The sequence below is a fragment of the Pseudomonas wadenswilerensis genome, from assembly GCF_024749185.1.
Lineage (GTDB): Bacteria > Pseudomonadota > Gammaproteobacteria > Pseudomonadales > Pseudomonadaceae > Aquipseudomonas > Aquipseudomonas wadenswilerensis.
Genome location: NZ_CP087191.1, coordinates 3,099,367 through 3,119,750, shown reverse-complemented (window position 1 = coordinate 3,119,750; position 20,384 = coordinate 3,099,367). Strand labels below are relative to the sequence as shown.

Annotated in this window: 18 protein-coding genes; all 18 read left to right on the top strand. The window is 65.8% G+C overall.

The window, feature by feature from the left end; genetic code table 11:
• Positions 1-165: 165 nt before the first annotated feature.
• The 18 genes from mnxG (at position 166) to LOY45_RS14175 (ending at position 20,373) form a co-directional block, all read left to right on the top strand.
• Positions 166-6,042, top strand: a complete 5,877-nt coding sequence (gene mnxG, locus LOY45_RS14260) for a manganese-oxidizing multicopper oxidase MnxG (RefSeq protein WP_233674129.1) — start codon at positions 166-168, stop codon at positions 6,040-6,042.
• A gap of 15 nt (positions 6,043-6,057) precedes the next feature.
• Positions 6,058-8,037: a cytochrome D1 domain-containing protein gene (locus LOY45_RS14255; protein ID WP_258577872.1), complete on the top strand. Its 1,980-nt coding sequence runs from the start codon at positions 6,058-6,060 to the stop codon at positions 8,035-8,037.
• Positions 8,034-8,681: an SCO family protein gene (locus tag LOY45_RS14250; protein WP_134065043.1), complete on the top strand. Its 648-nt coding sequence runs from the start codon at positions 8,034-8,036 to the stop codon at positions 8,679-8,681. The genes LOY45_RS14255 and LOY45_RS14250 overlap by 4 nt, the downstream gene beginning before the upstream one ends.
• Entirely contained in the window at positions 8,678-9,322 is a 645-nt protein-coding gene (locus tag LOY45_RS14245; protein WP_415842496.1) for an SCO family protein, read from the top strand. The genes LOY45_RS14250 and LOY45_RS14245 overlap by 4 nt, the downstream gene beginning before the upstream one ends.
• Positions 9,323-9,325: 3 nt before the next feature.
• Positions 9,326-10,861, top strand: coding sequence for a cytochrome c/ABC transporter substrate-binding protein (locus tag LOY45_RS14240; RefSeq protein WP_258577871.1), 1,536 nt, complete (start codon positions 9,326-9,328; stop codon positions 10,859-10,861).
• Complete coding sequence (locus LOY45_RS14235; RefSeq protein ID WP_258577870.1) at positions 10,858-11,505, top strand: SurA N-terminal domain-containing protein; 648 nt, start codon at positions 10,858-10,860, stop codon at positions 11,503-11,505. The genes LOY45_RS14240 and LOY45_RS14235 overlap by 4 nt, the downstream gene beginning before the upstream one ends.
• A 230-nt stretch (positions 11,506-11,735) precedes the next feature.
• The gene (locus tag LOY45_RS14230; protein ID WP_115086791.1) at positions 11,736-12,269 is read left to right on the top strand and encodes a response regulator; all 534 of its coding nucleotides are present in this window, start codon (positions 11,736-11,738) and stop codon (positions 12,267-12,269) included.
• 53 nt (positions 12,270-12,322) lie between these two features.
• Entirely contained in the window at positions 12,323-14,023 is a 1,701-nt protein-coding gene (locus LOY45_RS14225; RefSeq protein ID WP_258577869.1) for a GspE/PulE family protein, read from the top strand.
• Positions 13,974-14,801 (top strand): hypothetical protein, encoded by an 828-nt coding sequence (locus LOY45_RS14220; protein WP_258577868.1) that lies wholly within the window; start codon positions 13,974-13,976, stop codon positions 14,799-14,801. The genes LOY45_RS14225 and LOY45_RS14220 overlap by 50 nt, the downstream gene beginning before the upstream one ends.
• Position 14,802: 1 nt before the next feature.
• Complete coding sequence (locus tag LOY45_RS14215) at positions 14,803-15,345, top strand: pilus assembly protein (protein WP_258577867.1); 543 nt, start codon at positions 14,803-14,805, stop codon at positions 15,343-15,345.
• Positions 15,332-15,880 (top strand): type 4a pilus biogenesis protein PilO, encoded by a 549-nt coding sequence (gene pilO, locus LOY45_RS14210; RefSeq protein ID WP_258577866.1) that lies wholly within the window; start codon positions 15,332-15,334, stop codon positions 15,878-15,880. Before LOY45_RS14215 ends, pilO begins: the two co-directional genes overlap by 14 nt.
• Complete coding sequence (locus LOY45_RS14205) at positions 15,880-16,380, top strand: hypothetical protein (RefSeq protein WP_258577865.1); 501 nt, start codon at positions 15,880-15,882, stop codon at positions 16,378-16,380. The genes pilO and LOY45_RS14205 overlap by 1 nt, the downstream gene beginning before the upstream one ends.
• Positions 16,377-18,200 carry a secretin N-terminal domain-containing protein gene (locus tag LOY45_RS14200; RefSeq protein ID WP_134065031.1) on the top strand — a complete coding sequence of 608 codons (1,824 nt, stop codon included), beginning with the start codon at positions 16,377-16,379 and terminating at the stop codon, positions 18,198-18,200. The genes LOY45_RS14205 and LOY45_RS14200 overlap by 4 nt, the downstream gene beginning before the upstream one ends.
• A 3-nt stretch (positions 18,201-18,203) precedes the next feature.
• The gene (locus tag LOY45_RS14195) at positions 18,204-18,680 is read left to right on the top strand and encodes a prepilin-type N-terminal cleavage/methylation domain-containing protein (RefSeq protein WP_115086784.1); all 477 of its coding nucleotides are present in this window, start codon (positions 18,204-18,206) and stop codon (positions 18,678-18,680) included.
• Positions 18,681-18,685: 5 nt separating this feature from the next.
• Positions 18,686-19,060 carry a type II secretion system protein gene (locus tag LOY45_RS14190; protein ID WP_115087115.1) on the top strand — a complete coding sequence of 125 codons (375 nt, stop codon included), beginning with the start codon at positions 18,686-18,688 and terminating at the stop codon, positions 19,058-19,060.
• Positions 19,035-19,565, top strand: coding sequence for a type II secretion system protein (locus LOY45_RS14185; protein ID WP_115086783.1), 531 nt, complete (start codon positions 19,035-19,037; stop codon positions 19,563-19,565). The genes LOY45_RS14190 and LOY45_RS14185 overlap by 26 nt, the downstream gene beginning before the upstream one ends.
• On the top strand, positions 19,562-19,957 hold the full coding sequence (csgE, locus tag LOY45_RS14180; protein WP_115086782.1) for a curli production assembly/transport protein CsgE: 396 nt from the start codon (positions 19,562-19,564) through the stop codon (positions 19,955-19,957). The genes LOY45_RS14185 and csgE overlap by 4 nt, the downstream gene beginning before the upstream one ends.
• Positions 19,954-20,373 (top strand): curli assembly protein CsgF, encoded by a 420-nt coding sequence (locus LOY45_RS14175; RefSeq protein ID WP_115086781.1) that lies wholly within the window; start codon positions 19,954-19,956, stop codon positions 20,371-20,373. The genes csgE and LOY45_RS14175 overlap by 4 nt, the downstream gene beginning before the upstream one ends.
• Positions 20,374-20,384 lie beyond the last annotated feature (11 nt).

Genomic DNA, 20,384 nt, shown 5'->3' with positions numbered 1-20,384 from the left:
GCGGTCGCAACCCAGAGGCAACCCCCGATTAGTGGGGAATACCGGGGAATCACCCCCAATCAGGATTCACTCATCTTTGTAAGTAACTGAAAAACAACAATAAAAAATATGGCATGGGCCTTGCTCCAGCCCCTCCAGAGTTCCCTTGCACCACAGAGGCACGCCATGATGACTCCAATCAAAGGCTCAGTCCTGACTTCACTGCTGATCGCCGCCGCCAGCTTGGGCTGGCAGCCGCTCAGCGAAGCCGCCGTGCGCTGCGAGCGCAACCTGGTGGCCAATGTGGTGGCGATCGATCAGCCACTGATGTTCAACCGCCTGGGTGCGCAGAATGCCAACGGCATGATGTTCGCCCTGCGCCGCGATGTGGTCGACGAGCACCAGGTGTCGCTGGCCAGTGGCGGAGCGGCAGTGCCGGGTAAAGTCAGCCTGCGCCCGGACAAGCGCCCGCGGCCGATCGTGCTGCGGGTGGCGGCGGGCGACTGCCTGACCATCAACCTGCAGAACCTGCTGGCCTACCAGGCCAACCCGAACAAGCACGGTATCGACCACGAAGAAGAGAACGAGGTCGAAGGCGAGGAAAACGAAGCTGAAGAGAACGAAGCCGCCGCAGGCAACGAGCCAGGCGGCGAGCATTTTGTCGCCGACGAACAGGTTACCGACCGCCATGTCGGCTTTCAGGTCAACGGCATGCAGGCGGTCAACAGCATCGCCGACATCGCCGCCAACACCGGGCGCAATGGCAACTTCCTGATCGCCCCCGGCGCCAGCCGCTCCTACACCTTGTATGCCGAACGCGAAGGCGCGTTTGCCGCCACCAGCCAGGGCGCGACCTTCGGCGGTGAAGGCGCTGCCGGCAACGTCGCCAACGGCCTGTTCGGCCAGGTCGTGGTGCTGCCCAAAGGTGGGCGCACCTTCCGTAATACCCTCACCGAAGAAGAAATGCGCCTGAGCAGCAGCGGCCGCACCCCCACTGGCCAGCCGATCGTCGACTACCAGGCGCGCTACCCGCAGCAGGAACCCTGGATCAGCGAGGGCAAGGCCGGCGCGCCGATCATTGCCATGACCGACGGCAACGAGATCATCTCCAGTGAGTCCGACGCCATCGTCATGGGGCCCAACGCCGATGGCAGCTTCCCGGCCTCGACCTACCCGCTGGAAAGCCTCGGCAAACGTAACCCGGCCATCCCCAACCGCCTGGAGCCGTTTCGCGATTTCGCTGCGCAGTTCACCGATGAAGCCGCCTCGACCCAGGCCTTTCCCGCTTACTGGGCCGACCCGGTGATGGGGCATGTTCTGGAGCCGACCCGCGATTCGTTCATGATCAACTACGGCTCCGGCGGCATGGGCGCCGAGGTGGTGGCCAACCGTCTGGGCGTGGGCCCGATGCATGACTGCCTGTCCTGCGCCTACGAAGAGTTCTTCCTGAGTTCGCACACCGTCGGCGACGTGGCGATGCTGGTGGACGTACCGGCCAACGTCGGCCTTGAGAACATTCGCCCGGGCCAGACCCCGAGCGCCGAGCAGGTCGGGGTCAAGGCCACCATGGCCCTTTACCCGGCGGAACCGGCCAACGTCAACCACAGCTACATCGGCGACATGGTCAAGTTCCGCAACACCCATAACGGCCACGAGCAGCATATCTTCCACCTGCACGGTCACCAGTGGCTGTTCAACCCCAATGACGACAACTCCGACTATGTCGATGCCCAGGGCATCGGCCCGGGTGTCGGCTACACCTACGAAATCGCCAACGGCGGCTCGGGCAACCGCAACCGCGTGGCCGGCGACGCTATCTACCATTGCCACTTCTACCCGCACTTTGCCCAGGGCATGTGGAGCATGTGGCGGGTCCACGATGTGTTCGAGGAAGGCACCCGCCTGGAAGTGTCGGGCCAGAGCGAGAGCGGTTTTCACAGCGTGCCGTTCGCCTTGCGCAGCGGCAAGCCTGCCGCGGGCGCCCGGGCCTTGCCGGACGGTGAGATCATCGCCGGTACACCCATCCCGGCCATCGTACCGTTGCCAGGCAAGGCCATGGCGCCGATGCCGGGCAAGGTCGCGGTGATTCCGAAGCTGGCGCAAACCTTGGTCGCGGAAAACGATGACGACGAGCAAGAGGAGGGCGATGACGACTCCGGCCATCACGACACCGCGCCACGCGCTGTCGGTTCCCTGGCCCTGGTCGATCGCAGCGAAGCCAACCGCAACGCCGACGGCAGCCTGAAGAACCCGGGCTTCCCGTTCTGGATCGGCGGCATGGAAAATACCGTCGGCCAACGCCCGCCAACTCCACCGCTGGACATGCTCGATCCGGCCAAGGCGCAACAGCTGAAGAACTCCGGCAACGCCCTGTGGGCCAACCTCGACCCGGCCCAGGTCGGTGGCTGGGACGGCGGCTTGCCACGGCATGCCCTGGATGGACTGTCTGCCGGTGGCGAAGCCGTGGTCACGACCACCGCACTGGACTTCACCAAGGCGATCACCAAGGCCAAGGCGGTGTTCCTGCCCGAGGAGGGCACCGACGTCGAACAGGCGGCGATGAGCTTCCATTCCAAGCTGGAACACCCAAGCTATGCCGTGCTGCCGGGCAAGCAGACCGTGGCGCGTAACTTTCGCACCAACGGCGCGGCGCCCACCGCCGGTGCGCCGTACTACGAGCCGTGCATGGACGACCGCGCCAAGCGTCTGACCCAGTTCTCCGGGGCCGGTGAGTTCAACAGCGGCGAGCGCCTGGACGGCATGAGCTTTACCGGCAGCTCGACCTTTACCGCCGACCGCCCGCGCATCTACAAGGGCGCCAACATCCAGTTCGACGCGGTGTACAACAAGGTCGGCTACCACTTCCCGCAAGCGCGGATCATCAGCCTCTGGGAAGACGCCTGGCCGGTGATCAACAAGCAGCGCCCACCTGAGCCGCTGGTGATGCGCATGAACACCTTCGACTGCGTGATGTACCAGCACACCAACCTGATCCCCTCGTACTACGAGATGGACGACTACCAGGTGCGCACGCCGACCGACGTCATCGGCCAGCATATCCACCTGCCGAAATGGGACCTGACCGCCGCCGACGGCTCGGCCAACGGCTGGAACTACGAAGACGGCATTCTTTCCCCCGGCACCGTGGTCGAGCGCATTCATGCGATTCGCGAGTTCAATCAATGCCGCGCCGGTGACCCCCGCGAAGGCACGGCCGAGTGCCCGGTGGCCAAGGCTCACCCGTTCTTCGGCCGCTACGGGCGCGCCGACTGGCTGGGCGCACGTACCGCCATGCAGCGCTGGTTCGTCGACCCGGTGGTCAACGTGCATAACGTCGACCGTGGCCTGGGCACCATCTTCACCCACGACCACCTCGGCCCATCGACCCACCAGCAACTGGGCCTGTACGCCACCGTACTGGCGGAACCGGCCGGTTCCACCTGGTACCACGCCGAAACCGGCGAGCTGCTGTACAACAGCGCCCTGCGCGAAGACGGCGGGCCGACGTCCTGGCAGGCGGTGGTGAAAACCGGCGACCTCGACGGTGACGGACGCAACGACAGCTACCGCGAGTTCTTCCTTGAGTACAGCGACTTCCAGCACGCCTATGAAGCCGGGGTGTATGTCGGTGCAGGCCCGGATGGCATCCCCAATGCCCAGGCGTACCCGGCCAGCGCCGACAGCTTCCGCTATGCGATCAACCCGCCGGTACGGCAGAAGGCCTCGAACCTGCTGGAGTCGGTGGTCGAATCGCGCGGCGGCCTGAACCCGGGCTGCCCGAGCCGGCCGTGCCCGCAGGCTATCTCGGTGGACGATCCAGGCATGTTCGTCGTCAACTACCGCAACGAACCGCTGGCCCTGCGCGTCTACGACCCCAACAAGGTGGCCCCGGACGGCAAGCGCGGCATGCAGGCCGATGGCCTGGCCGGTGACCTGGCCTACGCCATGCAAAGTCGCACCGACCGCGCCATCCCGGCGATGAACCTGTCGCCGGCGGCGATTACCTCGGCGGTCGGCCCGACCGGTGGCACCACGCGGTTCCCGCCGCACATCAATACCGCCGGGGCAGAGCCGGGCGACCCGTTCACGCCGATGCTGCGCACTTACTCCGGTGACAACGTGCGCCTGCGCATGCATGCCGGTGGCCATGAAGAGGAGCACAACGTGACCCTGCACGGCGTCAAGTGGCTGCAGAACGGCTCGGGCTTCGGCAACAGCTCGAACTCCGGCTGGAAAGCCTCGCAGATGGTGGGCATTTCCGAACAGCTGGGCTTCATGGCGCCGGTGTCGATGATCTCCAGCGCGTCTGCGCCCAACGGCGATTACCTGTACTCGCTCGATGCCGCCCACGAAGGCTACTGGAACGGTATCTGGGGGGTAATGCGCAACTACACCAGCAGCCGCAACGACCTGTTTGCCTTGCCCAACAACCCGCTGCCGATGGCGGCGCGCAACACCGTGGCGTTTGACGGGATCTGCCCGCGCTTTACCGCCAACAGCAACGGCATCGGCACCCGGCCGACGGTGCAGCGCAGCTATGAAATCGTCGCCGCCCTGGCCAACGACATCCTCGGCAACGCGTTGGGTGTGAGCATCAACGACCCGGCCGGTGTCGGCCAGCATGTCGGCGGCCCGCTCAAGGCCAACGGCGGTACCCTGGTGTACAACAGCCGGCGTACCAGCATCCCGCAGGTGACGGTGACCGACCCGGAAGATGGCGAGACCTTCACCATCGGCGGCCATAGCGGGCCACTGCATGACCCGACCGCGATCCTCTATGTGCGCAAGGCCGACCTCGACCCCGGCACCGGCAAACTCAAGCCCGGTGTGCCGGTGGAACCGCTGGTGCTGCGCGCCGCTGCCGGCGAGTGCCTGAAGGTCACCCTGGAGAACCGCCTGCCGCTGGTCATGCCGGACCTGGCCAGCACCGCCGTGATGCAGAACGTGGTCAAGCGCGACCGCAATGGCAGTGAAGGCTCCACCGCCTTCAACAACAACCTGATGCGCCCCTCCAGCCATGTCGGCCTGCATACCCAATTGCTGGCCTACGACATCACCAAGTCGGACGGCGCCAACGTCGGCCAGAACCCGGTACAGACCGTGCCGCCCCGCGCAGGCAACAGCGGCGCGTACCCGAACAAGGTCTACCAGTACTACGCCGGGCATCTGGAGCGCGAAGGCAAGCCGGTGCTGCAGATGGGCCGCGCGGTGGACAACATCAACACCACCGCCATCGAGTTCGGCGGCTTGAACATCACCCCGGCCGATGTCATCAAGCAGGGGCAGAAGGGCCTGATCGGCGCCATGAGCATCCTGCCGCTCAACGCCACCTGGAGCGAAGACACGGCAAGCCGGGCCTCGGCCACGGTGCAGGTACCGGGGCAAACCGCCTACCGCGACTTCGCCACGCTGTGGCAGCGCTCGCTGAACATGCGCTGGGCCGATGGCCGGCCGGTGGAAGGCATTGCCACTGAAGGCAACGGCGTGCCGGGTGATCCGAAGGACAACTCGAACATGGCCATCAACTACAAGACCGAGCCGTTGTGGTTCCGCTTCGGCCTGGCCCCGGATGCGCCGTTCGGCCATGCCGATGGCAATGGCTGGGCCGACGTGCCCAACGCCCACATGGCCTACAGCAATGCCCTGGTCGGCGGCGACCCACAAACCCCGGTGCTCTGGGCCAAACCTGGCCAGCCGTTGCGCAACCATGTGCTGATGCCCACCGGCGGCAGCCGCGGCATCACCTACCAGCTCGACGGGCACCTGTGGCCGCTGCATGCCTACCAGCCGGAGAAGGCCGACCCGGGCGGCTACCCGATGTACCTGCCGGGTATCGGTTCGGTGCGCTTTGGCTACAACCCGCAGGCCATGTACATCGGCGCCCAGGAGAGCGTGCTGCCGGCCGCGCACTTCAGCTTCATGCTGCCCAGCGCCGGCGGCAGCAACGCGGTGCCGGGCGACTACCTGTTCCGCGACTACGCCGCCTACGGCAACGTGTCCGGCTTGTGGGGGATCCTGCGGGTGACCAACGAAACACCACCGGCCACGCCGCCAGCACAGTGAGTGAGGGGAAGGGTCATGACCAAGAAGAATCGACCGCTGTACCTGGGCCTGCTGGCGGGCCTGACCCTGATGGGCCTGGGGGTGAGTTACGAAAGCCTGTGGTGCGACCCGCGCAGCGAGCTGGCCGAGAGTGACCCGCAGGGCTTGCATAGCCTCAGCCGCGACGGTGTCACCGTCGAGTTCGAGGCGCGGCCGTTGGGCTCGGGCGGGACGCTGACCGAAGGCAGCTTCGCCAATGTGCGCTTCACCATCACCGAGCAGAACAGCGGTCAGCCATTGTCGGGGCTTTCCCCCGGCGCCTGGTTGGACCCGGCGCTGACCGGGGATGCCGCCAAGGACCGCAGCAACAGCTGCAAGGCACGGGTGGCGCTGTTCCTCAAAAGCAGCATCGGCGCGCGGCCGTTGCTGGACCTCAACAGCTACTTCCTGCTGGTGCTGAACAAGGATGCCAGCCTCACCGTGATCGACCCGTCGGTGTCGGTGGGCGGCGTCACCAGCACCCTGGCGCGCATCGAGCTGCCAGGCACGCCGATGGACTGGGTGGCGAGCAAGGATGACAAGCAGGTCTACGTGTCTATCCCCGAGCGCGGTGAAGTGGCGCTGATCGACACCGAGACCTTCCAGCGCGTCGCCAACCTGCCGGCCGGCAAGCAACCGCTGCGCCTGGCCATGCAGCCCGACCAGCGCCTGCTGTGGGTCGGCAACAACGCCAGCGATCCTGAGAACAGCGGGGTGACGGTCATCGATGTGCCCAGCCGCACGACCTTGAAGTTTTTCGCCACGGGCGCCGGCCACCATGAAATCGCCTTCAGCGCCGACTCGCGCTACGCCTTTGTCAGCAACCGCGACAGCGCCACCCTGAGCGTGATCGACGCCAGCGAGATGCGCCTGGTGAAAACCCTCAAGGTGGGCTCGCACCCCTTGTCGGTGGCTTATTCGCCGCTGTCCCAGGCGGTGTATGTGGCCGATGGGCGTGACGGCAGCATCAGCGTCATCGATGCCCGCAGCCACACCCAGCGTCACCTGATCGCAGGCCAGCAGGGCCTGGGGCCGATGCGCTTCAGCAATGACGGGCGCTTCGGCATCGTCCTCAACACCCTGGAAAGCCAGGCCATGGTCATCGACGCCAGTACCGACCGGTTGATCCACAGCCTGCCGGTGGCCGCCGAACCCTACCAGCTGACTTTCACCCAGGCCTACGCCTACATCCGTGGCCTGGCGTCGCCCAAGGTCAGCATGATCAACCTCGGCAGCCTGGGCGAAGGCCGCCAGCCGATTGTCCAGGGCTTTGAAGCCGGGCCTGCGGCGCCACGCCAGGCCGGTGACCTGCCGCTGGCCCAGGGCCTGACCGTGGCCCGTGACGAGAACTCGGTGTTCGTGGTCAACCCGGTGGACAACACCACCTACTTCTACGCCGAAGGCATGAACGCGCCGATGTCCGGCTACGCCAACCGTGGCCACAGCGCCCGCGCCGCGCTGGTCATCGACCGCAGCCTGCGCGAGGTGGCGCCGGGGGTGTACAGCTCGACGGTCAAGCTGCCGGCCGCCGGTACCTTCGATGTCGCCTTCCTGCTCAACCAGCCACAGATCATCCACTGCTTCAGCACTGAAGTGGCGGCCTCCAGCAGCGCACCGCACCGGCAGACGCCGCAGGTGGAATTCCTCATCGGCGCCTCGGTGGTGGACCAGGGCCGGCCCGTTGTCGCGCGCTTTCGCATCAGCGAGGGCAACGGCACGCCGCGTACCGGAATCAAGGACCTGAGCCTGCGCTACTTCCTCGCACCCACCTCGCGGGCCCGCACCAGCGTGGTCAGGGAAGTGGGCGAGGGCATCTACGAGGCGCCCCTGGAGCAACTGGAAGCGGGCGCCTGGTACCTGCATGTGCAGGCGCCCTCGCTGGGCAAGCGCTTTGCCGAGAACAACTACACCAGCTTGCGGGTACTGCCCGCTGGCGCACAGCAAGCATCCGACGCCGGACCAAGGAGTGTGCAATGAAACTGCTCGATCGCTGCAGACTGTTCAGCCTCTGCCTGCTCGCCGCCAGCTGCGGCCTCGCCCAGGCCCATAACGGTGTCGACCACAGTGCCCACGGGGCGCCCGCCGCCCATCAGGAAAAGACCTCGGTGCGCTTTGCCGATGTCTCGCTGCTTGATCAGAACGGCATGCCGGTGCGCCTGGAACAGGACCTGGTAGCCGATCACCTGGTGGTCATGGGCTTTATCTACACCAGCTGCACCACGGTGTGCCCGGTGGTCTCGTCGATCATGGCCAAGGTGCAGAAGCAGCTGGGTGGCCGGGTCGGCACCGAGGTGCAACTGGTGTCGATCAGCGTTGACCCGCAGCGCGATGATCCCAAACGCTTGCTCGGCTACGCACAGACCTTCCAGAACGGGCCGGGCTGGAGCTGGCTGACCGGCACCCCGTATGCGATCAACGAAACCCTCAAGGGCCTGGGCAGCTTCAGTGCCGACCTGGGCCAGCACCCGCCGTTGATCCTCGTCGGCGATGGCCACAGCGGCCACTGGACCCGTTTCTACGGCTTCACCGACCCGCAACTGCTGATCAGCGAGATCGACCGCCTCAGCGCTCGCCGGGTGCATGCCAAGCACACCGCCATTGCCCAGGAGGTGCAACCATGAGCGCCGCCAGCCGTGGCATGCGCAGCACCGACTGGTTGGCCCTGGCGCTGTGCCTGTGGATCCTCAGCTCCGTGGCCCTGGCCCATGAAGGCCACGCTTCGCCGACCCCGAGCGCCACCCCGGTAACCACCGAGGGCGGTACCCGCGACGCCCGCAGCTACTTCACCGACACCGTGCTGCAGGACCAGAACGGCCGCAGCCTGCGCTTCTACGAAGATGTCCTGAAAGACCGGGTGGTGCTGCTCAATGTGATCTTCACCCACTGCAACGATGCCTGCCCGCTGATCACCCGCAAGTTGCGTGAAGTGCGCGAAGCCCTGGGCGAGGAGGCGGCCAGCAAGGTCACGTTCATTTCGTTGAGCAGCGACCCGCAGAACGACACCCCGGCGGTGCTCAAGGCCTTCGCCGAAAAACAGGGAGTAGATGGCCCCAACTGGCTGTTCCTCACCGGCGACAAAGCGCAGATGGATCGGGTGCTGGCACGCCTGGGCCACCTGATTCCCAGCCCCGAGCAGCACTCGACCCAGTTGATTGCCGGCGACGTGGCCAACAAGCGCTGGAGCAAGATCCGCCCTGACGCGCCGGCGCCAGCCATCGCCCAGCGCCTGCAGTTGCTGTCGCAACCTTTGGCGGGGCGCTGAGTCATGTCCGCGCGCCTGCGCATCGGCCTGCTGTTGAGCGTGCTGCTGGTCAGCCCGCTGGCCAGCGCCCTCGCTCTCAACCCGCAGGAGCAGGCCGGCAAGCGCCTGTACCGCGAAGGCCTGTCGAGCAGCGATGCCCAGGTCTCGGCACGGGTCGGCGCCGCCGACATGCGGGTGCCGGCCAGTGTCGTGCCCTGTGCCAGTTGTCACGGCAACGATGGCCTCGGCCGGGCCGAGGGCGGGGTACGCCCGCCGTCGCTGAACTGGCAGCGCCTGGCCGGCGGGCAGGGCGCGCGGCAGGCCAACGGGCGCAGCTATCCGGCCTATTCCCAGGCCAGCCTTGCCCGGGCCATCCAGGAGGGCCGCGACCCTGCCGGTAACCGCCTCGACCCGGCGATGCCGCGCTTCGTCCTGAGCATGGCCGACCAGCGCAACCTCAGCGCCTACCTCAAGCGCCTGGCCGATGACCGCGACCCGGGGCTTGAGGAGCAGACCCTGCGCCTGGGCACCTTGCTGCCGACCCGCGGCGCCCTGGCGGAGCCGGCGCGGGTGGTGGCGGCGGTATTGAATGACCGCATCGCCCAGATCAACCGCCAGGGCGGTATTCATGGTCGCGCCTTGCAGTTGATCAACCTCGATCCCGGCCCCGATCAGGCCAGTGCCGAGCAGGCGCTGGGGCAACTGATCGGGCAGGAGCGGGTGTTTGCTTTGATCGCGCCCATGGCGCCGGGGCTGGAGGCCACGCTGGTCTCCCGCCTGGAACAGGCGCGCCTGCCCTTGATCGGCGCAGCGCCGCAGTTGGCCAGCAGCCGCCAGGTGTTCGACCCGTTGCCCGGTTTGCGCGAACAACTGCTGAGCCTGGCCGACTACGCCCAGGGCAGCCTGTCGTTGCAGGGGGCCGAGGTCAACATCGTATATGCCGACGCAAGTTTTGCCGCCCTGGCGGCCAACCTGCGTCAGGCATTGCTTGAGCGTGGCTGGCGCAACGTCAGCGCCGAGCCATTCGAGCAGCAGGCACCGGCGGCGCAGGCGCTGTTTTACCTGGGCAAGGCTTCGGGCTTCAGCCGGTTGACCGAAGCCCTGCAACAGGCGGGGCGCACGCCTTACCTGTTCGCGTCTTCAAACCAGGTCGCCAGTGAGCTGCTGCTGGTGCCGCCAGCCTGGTCGCGGCGCGTGTTTCTCGCCTATCCGTTTATTCCCGGCGACTGGACAGCGCAAGGCCGCGCGGCGCTCACCGCCATGCGCCAGCGCCAGGGCCTGGATGGCCGCCAGGGCTTGTTGCAGGTCAGCACCTGGTGCGCCATGCAACTGCTGGAAGAAGCGCTCAAGCGCGCCGGGCGCGATGCCAGCCGCGAGAAACTCACCCTGGCTTTGGAAGGCCTGCACGACGTGCAGACCGGCCTGACCCCGGCCCTGGGCTTTGGCCCGGGCCGGCGCCAGGGCCTTAACGGGGCCCATGTGGTAACGGTTGAAATGCCCGGCCCGGTGTTCTACCCGGTCGCCGCCTACCAGAGTGTGCTTGAGACGAGGTCGCCATGAACCGCCTGATGCCGTTGCTGCTGTGCCTGTTGGCCCTTTCGCTGCACGCCGCAGACGCTCCGCCCGCGGCGCGGGTCAACGGCGTGGAAATCAGCCAGTTGCGCCTGGAGCGCTATTTTGCCGAATACCTGCAGGACCAGGGCAGGGCGCTGACCAGCATCCGCAACCCCAGCGTGTACAAACGCCTGCGCGAACAGGCGCTGAACGACCTGATCGACCGCGAGCTGCTGTGGCAGGAAGCCCAGCGCCAGGGCGTGACGGTCAGCAATGACGAAGTCCAGGCGCGTATCGGCCACCTGCGCCAGGCCTTCGGCTCAAATGAAGTGTTCGAACGGCGCCTGGCCGAAGCCGGCTTCGATGTACAGAGCTTTGCCGCCTATACCCGTCAGGAGCTGGCGGCGCAGCAGGTGTTCTTTGCCGCCAGCCGCGTGCCAGAGCCCAGCCAGGCTCAGGTCCTGGCCTTCTATGCGGCCAATGGCAAAACCTTTGCCGGCGCGCAGAACCAAAGCCAGCAAGGCCCTGTCCAACGCGAGCAGGGACTTGCACTGGCTAAAACCCTTCTTATCGATCAGCTGCAGGCGCAGGCGCGTCAGGCGTTGTTGCAACGCCTGCGCGACAGCGGCCAACTGCAGCGTATCGACTGAGCGCCAGGCCGCCCCCCCAATGTTGGGGCAGGCCAAGGGGCAAAACGCCATCTACCCCCCGGGATTGGGGAAGGGGCTAGCGCCCGTTTGCGTCTATGCTTACAGAATCAACGACATAGCACAGCGATTTGCGCGGTATCACGCCTGGCACGAAGCATGCGTAAGCCTCTACAAGGCCGCACTTCTGCCGGGTCGGGAAACCGGGCCAGCAATGCTTCAGGGAGTGGACCTTGGTGAACACAGTATTGGTAGTCGATGACGAACAGACCCTTGCCGGCAATATCCAGGCGTACCTGGAAGCCCAAGGCCTGAACGTCCATGTTGCCCACGACGGAGCAAGTGCCATCGGCCTGGCCGAGCGCACCACCCCTGACGTGATCGTGCTGGATTATCGCTTGCCCGATATGGAGGGTTTTCAGGTTCTGGACGCTGTGCGCAAACGCAGGGACTGTCATTTCGTGCTGATCACCGCCCACCCGACCGCCGAGGTCCGTGAGCGGGCCGGCCAACTGGGTGTCAGTCATATCCTGTTCAAGCCGTTTCCCCTGGCGGAACTGGCCCGCGCAGTCCTCGACCTGATGGGCATCAAGCGAGAAAACCGACGCGTAGCCGACACGGACACAGGGTTCGTCGAACGACGCCAAAGCAGGAGTGAGAGTTTCCCCCTGCAGCTGTTCGACGGTAGCTGGGTCCTGGCCGATCGCCGACGTAATGGCGCGCGGCCGCCGGGGCCCGACGACGACCAGCTGCTCACCGGGGAATGACGCGCGAGCAGGGCTGAACCAGGCTCTCCGCGCCCCGCGTTGGAGAGCAAGCCATGGAACCGTTGTCGCTCGTTCCTTCCGTTGTTGCCAGCACCCCGGCGCCCCTTGGCCGCGCGTTGCTGGCCCAGGCCAGGGCCAGTGCCGAACTCAGCGGCGAGCGCCTGCTCGATACCCTGCAAGCACTCAGCGGTCTTGAACCTGCCGATTTCGTCCAGTGCCTGGGCGCCACCCTGCATTACCCGGTGCTCGATGGCCCGTCGCTGTTTGCCGCCATGCCCTTGTTCGAACGGGTCAGCCTGGCGCAGTGCCTGAAACGCGAATTCATCCTCCTGCAACATGCCGGCTTGACCCTCGGAGTGTTCGCCGACCCCTTCGACAACGCCCGCCTGGCCTGGATCGACGAGTGCCTGCAAGGTGCGCCGCTGTACCTGGTGCAAGCCGCCGAACTCAAGGGCTTTCTCGCCCGCCACGAAGAAAGCTTTCACGCCGTCGATTCACTGGACACCGAAAACGAAACGGTCAACGAGCTCGACAGCCTGCAGAGCCTGTCGTTGGCCAGCATCAGCGAAGACCAGAGCCGGGTGGTCAAGCTGGTCAACTCGACCCTGTACGATGCCCTGAAGATGCACGCCAGTGACATCCACCTGGGCGTGACCGGCAGCGGCCTGGTGATCAAGTACCGCATCGATGGCGTGCTCAACAGCATCAGCAAGGTCAGCGGCAGTGAGTTCGCCGACCAGGTGATCTCGCGGATCAAGGTCATGGCCGAGCTGGACATCGGCGAAAAACGCGTGCCCCAGGACGGCCGCTTCAAGATCGGCATCAGCGCCCGGCAGATCGACTTCCGGGTCTCGATCATGCCGAGCATCTTCGGTGAAGACGCGGTGCTGCGGGTGCTCGACAAACAGGACCTGGCCGACCGCGTCAGCGGCGTGCAACTGCAGGCCCTGGGCTTTGAAGAGCAGACCCTACGCAGCCTGCGCCGCCTGGCCAGCGAACCCTACGGCATGATCCTGGTCACCGGCCCCACCGGCAGCGGCAAGACCACCACCCTCTACGCCATGATCAGCGAGATCAACCATGGCGTGGACAAGATCATCACCATCGAAGACCCGGTCGAATACCAGTTGCCGGGGGTGCTGCAGATCCCGGTCAACGAGAAGAAGGGCCTGACCTTCGCCCGCGGGCTGCGCTCGATCCTGCGTCACGACCCGGACAAGATCATGGTCGGTGAGATCCGCGACCCGGACACCGCGCAGATCGCCGTGCAGTCGGCGCTCACCGGGCACCTGGTGTTCACCACCATTCATGCCAACAACGTCTTCGATGTGATCGGCCGCTTCAGCCAGATGCAGGTCGACCCCTACAGCTTCGTCTCGGCGCTCAACGCGGTGCTGGCCCAGCGCCTGATTCGCCTGGTCTGCCCGCACTGCGCCGCCCCTCAGCAACCCACGGATGACGAACTCGGCGCCTCGGGCCTGGAGCCCGGCCAGGTCGGCCATTACCGCTTCGTTCACGGCAGCGGCTGCGGCCAGTGCCGGGGCAGCGGTTACCGCGGGCGCACGGCGATTGCCGAGCTGCTGCACCTGGACGACGACCTGCGCCAGATGATCGTCGAGCGCAAGCCCCTGGCCCAGATCAAGACCCTGGCCTGTCAACGCGGCCTGCGCCTGCTGCGCAGCTCGGCGCTGGAACTGGTGCGTGATGGCCGGACCACCCTGGAGGAGATCAATCGTGTCACTTTTATCGCCTGATCGCTTTATCGCCGTGCTCGGCGCCCAGGGTGTGGGTTTGGGCCAACGCCAGGGCACCCGGCAACAGTGGCTCGGCAGCCTGGACTTTAGCGCCGAACGCAGCCAGGTCTGGGCGGTTGCCCTGGAGTCGCTGCAGCACCTGCTGGCTGAACAACCGTGCAAAGGCGCACAGTTGCAAGTGTTGCTCTCGGCCCAGTACAGCCGCTTCTGCCTGGTGCCCTGGAGCGCCGCCATCAGCCGTCCGGACGAACTGCAGCAGTACGCCCGCGCCTGTTTCGAGGCGCATTACGGGCAGAGCCTGGAAGGCTGGCGCATCGTCGTCTCGCCCGAAGCCGCCGGTTGCCCGCGCATCGCCAGCGCTACGCCGCAAGGCTTGCTCGATCAGCTCGATGCCCTGTGCCGCAGCCTGGGGCTGCGCCTGCGCTCGGCAAGGCCTTACCTGATGGCGGCCTATAACCACTTTGCCGAGCAACTGGGGCAGGGCGACTTTCTCTTCGTCCTGGCCGAGCCGCAACGCAGTGTCTGCCTGCTGGCACAGAACGGCGCCTGGCAACAGGTCAGCGCCCAGGGCTGTGCTGACAGCGACCAGGCCCTGCACGCCTTGATTGCCCGCCAGGCCGAGCTGCACCAGGGCCACGGGCAGTTGCCGGTGTACCTGCATGCGCCCGGTCGCCTGGAACAACCGCCAGCGCTGCAGGGTGTGCAGCTGTGCGAGCTGGCGCCCACCCCGTTAGCGGTACGCGACGTGCTGTGCAGCATGTCCCGGGCGGTGGCCTGAGATGCGCCGCCTGATGCTGGATTTGCAGCCCGCCCGCACCGGCCTGCACGCCTGGGTGCTGTTGGCTTGTGGGCTGAGCCTGCTGCTCGGCGCCGTGCTACTGCAGCACGGCCTCGATCAACAACAGGCCGACCTTGAGCAGCACCTCGAACAGCTCGACCGCCAACTGGGTAAACGTCCGCAGGCCGGACAACCGCTCAATGCCGCGCAAAGCCGCGAGCAGGCCGAGAAACTGGCGCAGATGCGTAGCGTCTCGCAGCAACTGCAACGGCCTTGGGAGCGGCTGTTCGGCATGCTTGAAGGGCTGCCGCAAGACGACATCGCCTTGCTCACCCTGACCCCCGACGCGCGCAAGGGCCAGCTGCGCATCAGCGCCGAGGCCCGCGACCTGGAAGCCATGCTGGCCTTCCACAAGCGCCTGGAAGCCAGTGCCGAGCTGCGCGATGTGTCGCTGCTCAACCACGAAATCATCGCCAAGCAGGCCGAGCATCCGGTGCAGTTCAACCTGTCGGCCACCTGGGAGAACGGCAATGCGCATCCCTAGCCTGATCCTGCATGAACGCGCCCGCCAGCTCGGTGTAGTCGGCCTGGCCGGTGCCGGGCTGCTGGCCCTGGCGCTGCTGTACGGCGTCACCGTGCTGCTGGCGCAATGGCAACAGCTGCAACAGCTGGAGCAACAACGCGATCAGGCCCTGGCGCAGGTCGCGCAGTTCAAGCAGGGCACGCGAAAGCTGCCGCAGGTGCCACAGCACGAGCTGGAAGATTTCCACAAGCAGCTGCCGGCCCAGCCCCAGGCCACCGTGGCCATCGACCGCATCTACGCCCTGGCCAAGGCCGAGCAGATCACCCTGGCCCGCGGCGAGTACGCCCTGGGTGTCGACCCCAAGACCCAGCTGGCGCGTTACCAGATCCTCCTGCCGGTGCGCGGCAGCTACCCGCAGATCCGCCGCTACGTGCATGCCATGCTCGGCCAGCTGCCGGCGCTGGTGCTGGAAGACATCGACCTGCAACGCAAGAAGATCGGCGACCGCGAATTGACCGGGCGCCTGCGTATGACCCTTTACCTGTCGAGGTCATGATGAACACTCAACGCAGCCTGGCCTGGCTGGTTTTTCTCGGCACCGCCGCGGTGCTGGCCTGGGGGCCAGGGTACTTCTTCGAAGAGGCGGCTGAAGACGGCGAGGCAGGTGTTGTCGTTACCAGCAAGGCCGTAGCAACCGAGACAGCGCTGGCGCAGAAAGACGCCAAACCCGCAGCCCTCAAGCCTCGCGACCTGTTCCCGAGCAAAAGCTGGAAGCTGGCGGTGCAGATGACCACGGTCACCGAGCAACCCGTCGCCATGGCCCCGGTGGCCTTGGCGCCTGCCGTGCCAGCCCTGCCATTCCAGTTCGTTGGCCGCCTGGATGATCGCGACGATCAGCAGGTGTTCCTGCAAAGCGGCGAAAAACTCTACGTCGTGCGTCGCGGCGACGTGATCGATGACACCTACCGGATCGAGCAGATCTCCGCCACGGAGCTGAGCCTGGTCTACCTGCCGTTGCACCTGTCCCAGACTTTGTCTGTAGGGAGCGCACCATGAATTTGCCAAGGCTCAGCCACAAAGCGCCGTACCTGATGCTTGCCCTGTGTGTCGCCCTGGCCGGTTGCGGCACCGCCGGTGTGCGCAAGGACGCCCAGGCCCTGATCGGTGAAGGGCAATATGAGGCCGGGATCGCTCAGCTCGAAGAAGCGCTCAAGCAACACCCGCGCGACACCGAGCTGAACATCGCCCTGATCCAGGGCCGGCGCCAGGCAATCGAAGCGCTGCTGACCCAGGCCGACAGCGACCGCAGCCGCCATGATTTCGGCGGTGCGCGCAGCGGCTACGGCCGGGTGCTGACGCTGGAGCCGAACAACCGCCGGGCCCTGGATGCGGTACGCCAGATCGAACAGATGCGCAACCTTGGCGAGCGCATCGCCCTGGGCCAGGCGGCGCTGCGTGGCGGCGACCTGTTCGGCGCCGAGCGGCACATGCGCGAAGTGCTGCTGCTCGACCCGCAGAACGAAGGCGGCCTGGCCCTGCGCAAGGACATCGAGCTGGTGCAAAGCCGCACCGCCCAGCCCAACCCGCAACTGCGCAGCAAGCTCGAACGGCCGGTGACCCTGGAATTTCGCGACGCCAACCTGAAGACCATCTTCGAGGTGCTGTCGCAGGTGGCGGGGCTGAACTTCATCTTCGACAAGGACCTGCGCCCGGACATGAAGGCAACCATCTTCGTCCGTGACGTGCGTATCGAAGACGCCGTGGCCCTGCTGCTGGAGCAGAACCAGTTGCACCAGAAGGTGGTGAACGACAACACCCTGCTGATCTACCCGGACTCGCCACAGAAGACCAAGGATTACCAGGAACTGGTGATGCGTACCTTCTACCTGACCAGCATCGATTCCAACACTGCACTGAACCTGGTCAAGACCATGCTCAAGACCCGCGACGTATTCGTCGACGAGCGTCTCAATACCCTGACCATGCGCGACACCCCCGATGCCGTGCGCATGGCCGAGAAACTGTTGCAGTCCCAGGATCAGTCCAACCCGGAAGTGGTGCTGGAAGTGCAGGTGATGGAAGTGGCCCGCTCGCGGATCCTCGAGCTCGGCCTGCAATGGCCCAACACCTTCGGCTTGCTCAACGCCGACGGCAACCCGGTGGGCATTCTCGACCAACTGCGCGGCATCAACTCCTCGCGCATCAGCATCGCGCCGGCACCGCAAGCCAAGATCAACGCCCAGGACAACGACATCAACACCCTGGCAAGCCCGGTGATCCGCGTCAGCAACCGCGAGCAGGCGCGCATCCACATCGGCCAGCGGGTACCGATCATCAGTGCCACCTCGGTGCCCTCGACCCAGGGCCCGGTGATCACCGAAAGCGTCACCTACCTGGATGTCGGCCTCAAGCTCGAAGTGACCCCGGTGGTGCACCTGAACAACGAAGTGGCGATCAAGGTGGCCCTGGAAGTCAGCAACGCCAAGCCGCTGGAGCCGACCCGCCAGGGCACCATCCCGGTCCAGGTCGACACCCGCAACGCCCAGACCAGCCTGCGCCTGCACGACGGCGAAACCCAGGTACTGGCGGGCCTGGTGCGTAACGACCAGGGCGCCAGCGGCAACAAGATCCCCGGCCTTGGCGACATTCCCGGCCTGGGCCGGCTGTTCGGCAGCAACCGCAGCGACAACAGCCAGTCGGAGCTGGTGCTGTCGATCACCCCGCGAATCATCCGCAACCTGCCGTACCAGAGCCCGTCGGACATGGAATTTGCCACCGGTACCGAAACCAGCATGCAGATCCGCAACCTCAACCGCAGCGTCGAGGTGGAGGACGAACAGACGCTGGTGGCGGTACCTGGCGCGGTGAGGCCCTGAATCATGAAACGGCCGATGGCAGGTTTCAGCCTGATCGAAGTGATGCTGACCCTGGCGCTGCTCGGGTTGCTGGCCTCGATTGCCGCGCCGCTGACCGAGACTCTGGTGCGGCGCAACAAGGAGCAGGCGCTGCGCACTGCGCTGTACCAGCTGCGCGATGCCATCGATGCCTACAAGCGTGCCTTCGACGCCGGCTACATCGAGAAATCCCTCGATGCCAGCGGCTATCCGCCGAACCTGCAGGTACTGGTCGATGGCGTGCGCGATGTGCGTAGCGCCAAAGGTGCGAAGTTCTACTTCCTGCGCCGGATTCCCCAGGACCCGCTGGTAGCAGCGCGCAAGGACGATGAGCAGGGCGGCTGGGGGCTACGCGCCTACGACAGCTCGGCGCAGAACCCGCGCGACGGCCAGGATGTTTTCGACGTGTATTCCAGGGCCCGTGGCAAGGGCCTCAACGGCATCGCCTACGGGCAGTGGTGAGCATGATGAAACGCAGCCAGGGCTTTACCTTGATCGAGTTGCTGGTGGTGATGGCGATCATCGCCACCCTGATGACCATCGCCATGCCGCGCTACTTCAACAGCCTCGAAACCTCGCGCGAGACCACCCTGCGCCAGAGCCTGGCGGTGATGCGCGAGGCGCTGGACCACTACTACGGCGACTCCGGCCGCTACCCCGAGTCGCTTGAACAGTTGGTGGAGCAACGCTACCTGCGCAGCGCACCGCTGGACCCGATCACCGAACGCCGCGACCTCTGGCAGGTGGTGGCGCCGCCCGAAGGCGTTGCCGGTTCCGTCGCCGACATCAAGAGCGGTTCAACCGGGAGGGCCCGTGATGGCAGCCTTTATGCCGAGTGGTAATGCCGGGCAGGCAGGCTTCACCTACCTGGGCGTGCTGCTGCTGATCGCCGTCACCGGCATGGCCCTGGCGGCCACCGGCACGCTGTGGTCGACCGTCGCCCAGCGCGAGCGCGAACGCGAGCTGCTATGGGTCGGCGGCCAGTATGCCCAGGCCCTGCGCAGCTACTTTCGCAGTTCCCCGGGCCTGGCCCAGTACCCGCAGAGCCTTGAGGAACTGCTGGAAGATGCCCGCTATCCCGAGCCCAAGCGGCACTTGCGCAGGCTGTACCTGGACCCGATCACCGTCAGCGACGACTGGGGCCTGCTGCGTTCGATCGACGGGCGCATCACCGGCGTCTACAGCCGCTCACAGGCCATGCCGCTCAAGCAAACCGGCTTTGCCGCCCAGTGGTCGGAGTTCGAGGGCCTGGAGCACTACAGCGACTGGCAGTTCGTTGCCGAGAAGGCCTTTGCCGAGACCGCCGCCGGCGCACGCAAGGGCCTGGCCCAGGGAGCCGGGCAATGAACCGCCGCCTGAGTGCCTTGGCCCTGGCCCTGGTGCTGCTGGCCGGCAGCGCCAGGGGCGGCGCCGAGGACGAGATGATGGGCTTTATCGTCGACAACACCATTTCGCACATCGGCCACGACTTCTATTACAGCTTCGCCGAGCGGCTGCGTGCCACCAGCCGCCTGGATTTCAACCTGGTGGTACGCGAACGGCCCGATCCGCGCTGGGGCAGCCTGGTGACGGTCGAGTACGAGCAACGGGTGGTGTACCGGCGTTTTCTGCCACCCAACACAACTGAGCTCAAGGACGCCGCCTATGAGGCTGCGGACCTGGTCAAGGCGCAGATTATCCAGCGCAAGCTGCAGATGCTGCTGCAGGACACCACTGATCTGGAGAGGGATGAGTTATGAACAACAACAAAACCTGCAGCCTGGCCTCCCTGGTATTGCTGGCGGCCCTCGCCAGCCAGGCCAGTGCCACCGAACTGGTCTACACCCCGGTCAACCCGGCGTTTGGCGGCAACCCGCTGAACGGCACCTGGCTGCTCAACAACGCCCAGGCGCAGAACGATCATGAAGACCCGGCCATCAAGGACCGCGCCTCGGCGTTCGCCAGCACCTCGGCGCTGGAGCGCTTCACCAGCCAGCTGGAGTCGCGCCTGCTGTCGCAGCTGCTGACCAACATCAACAACGGCAACACCGGCAGCCTGCAGACCGACGCCTTCATCATCAACGTCATCGACGACTCCGGGGCCCTGAGCATTCAGGTGACCGATCGGGTGACCGGTGAGATTTCGGAAATTCAGGTCAACGGCCTGAACCCTTGAAGGGCACAGGA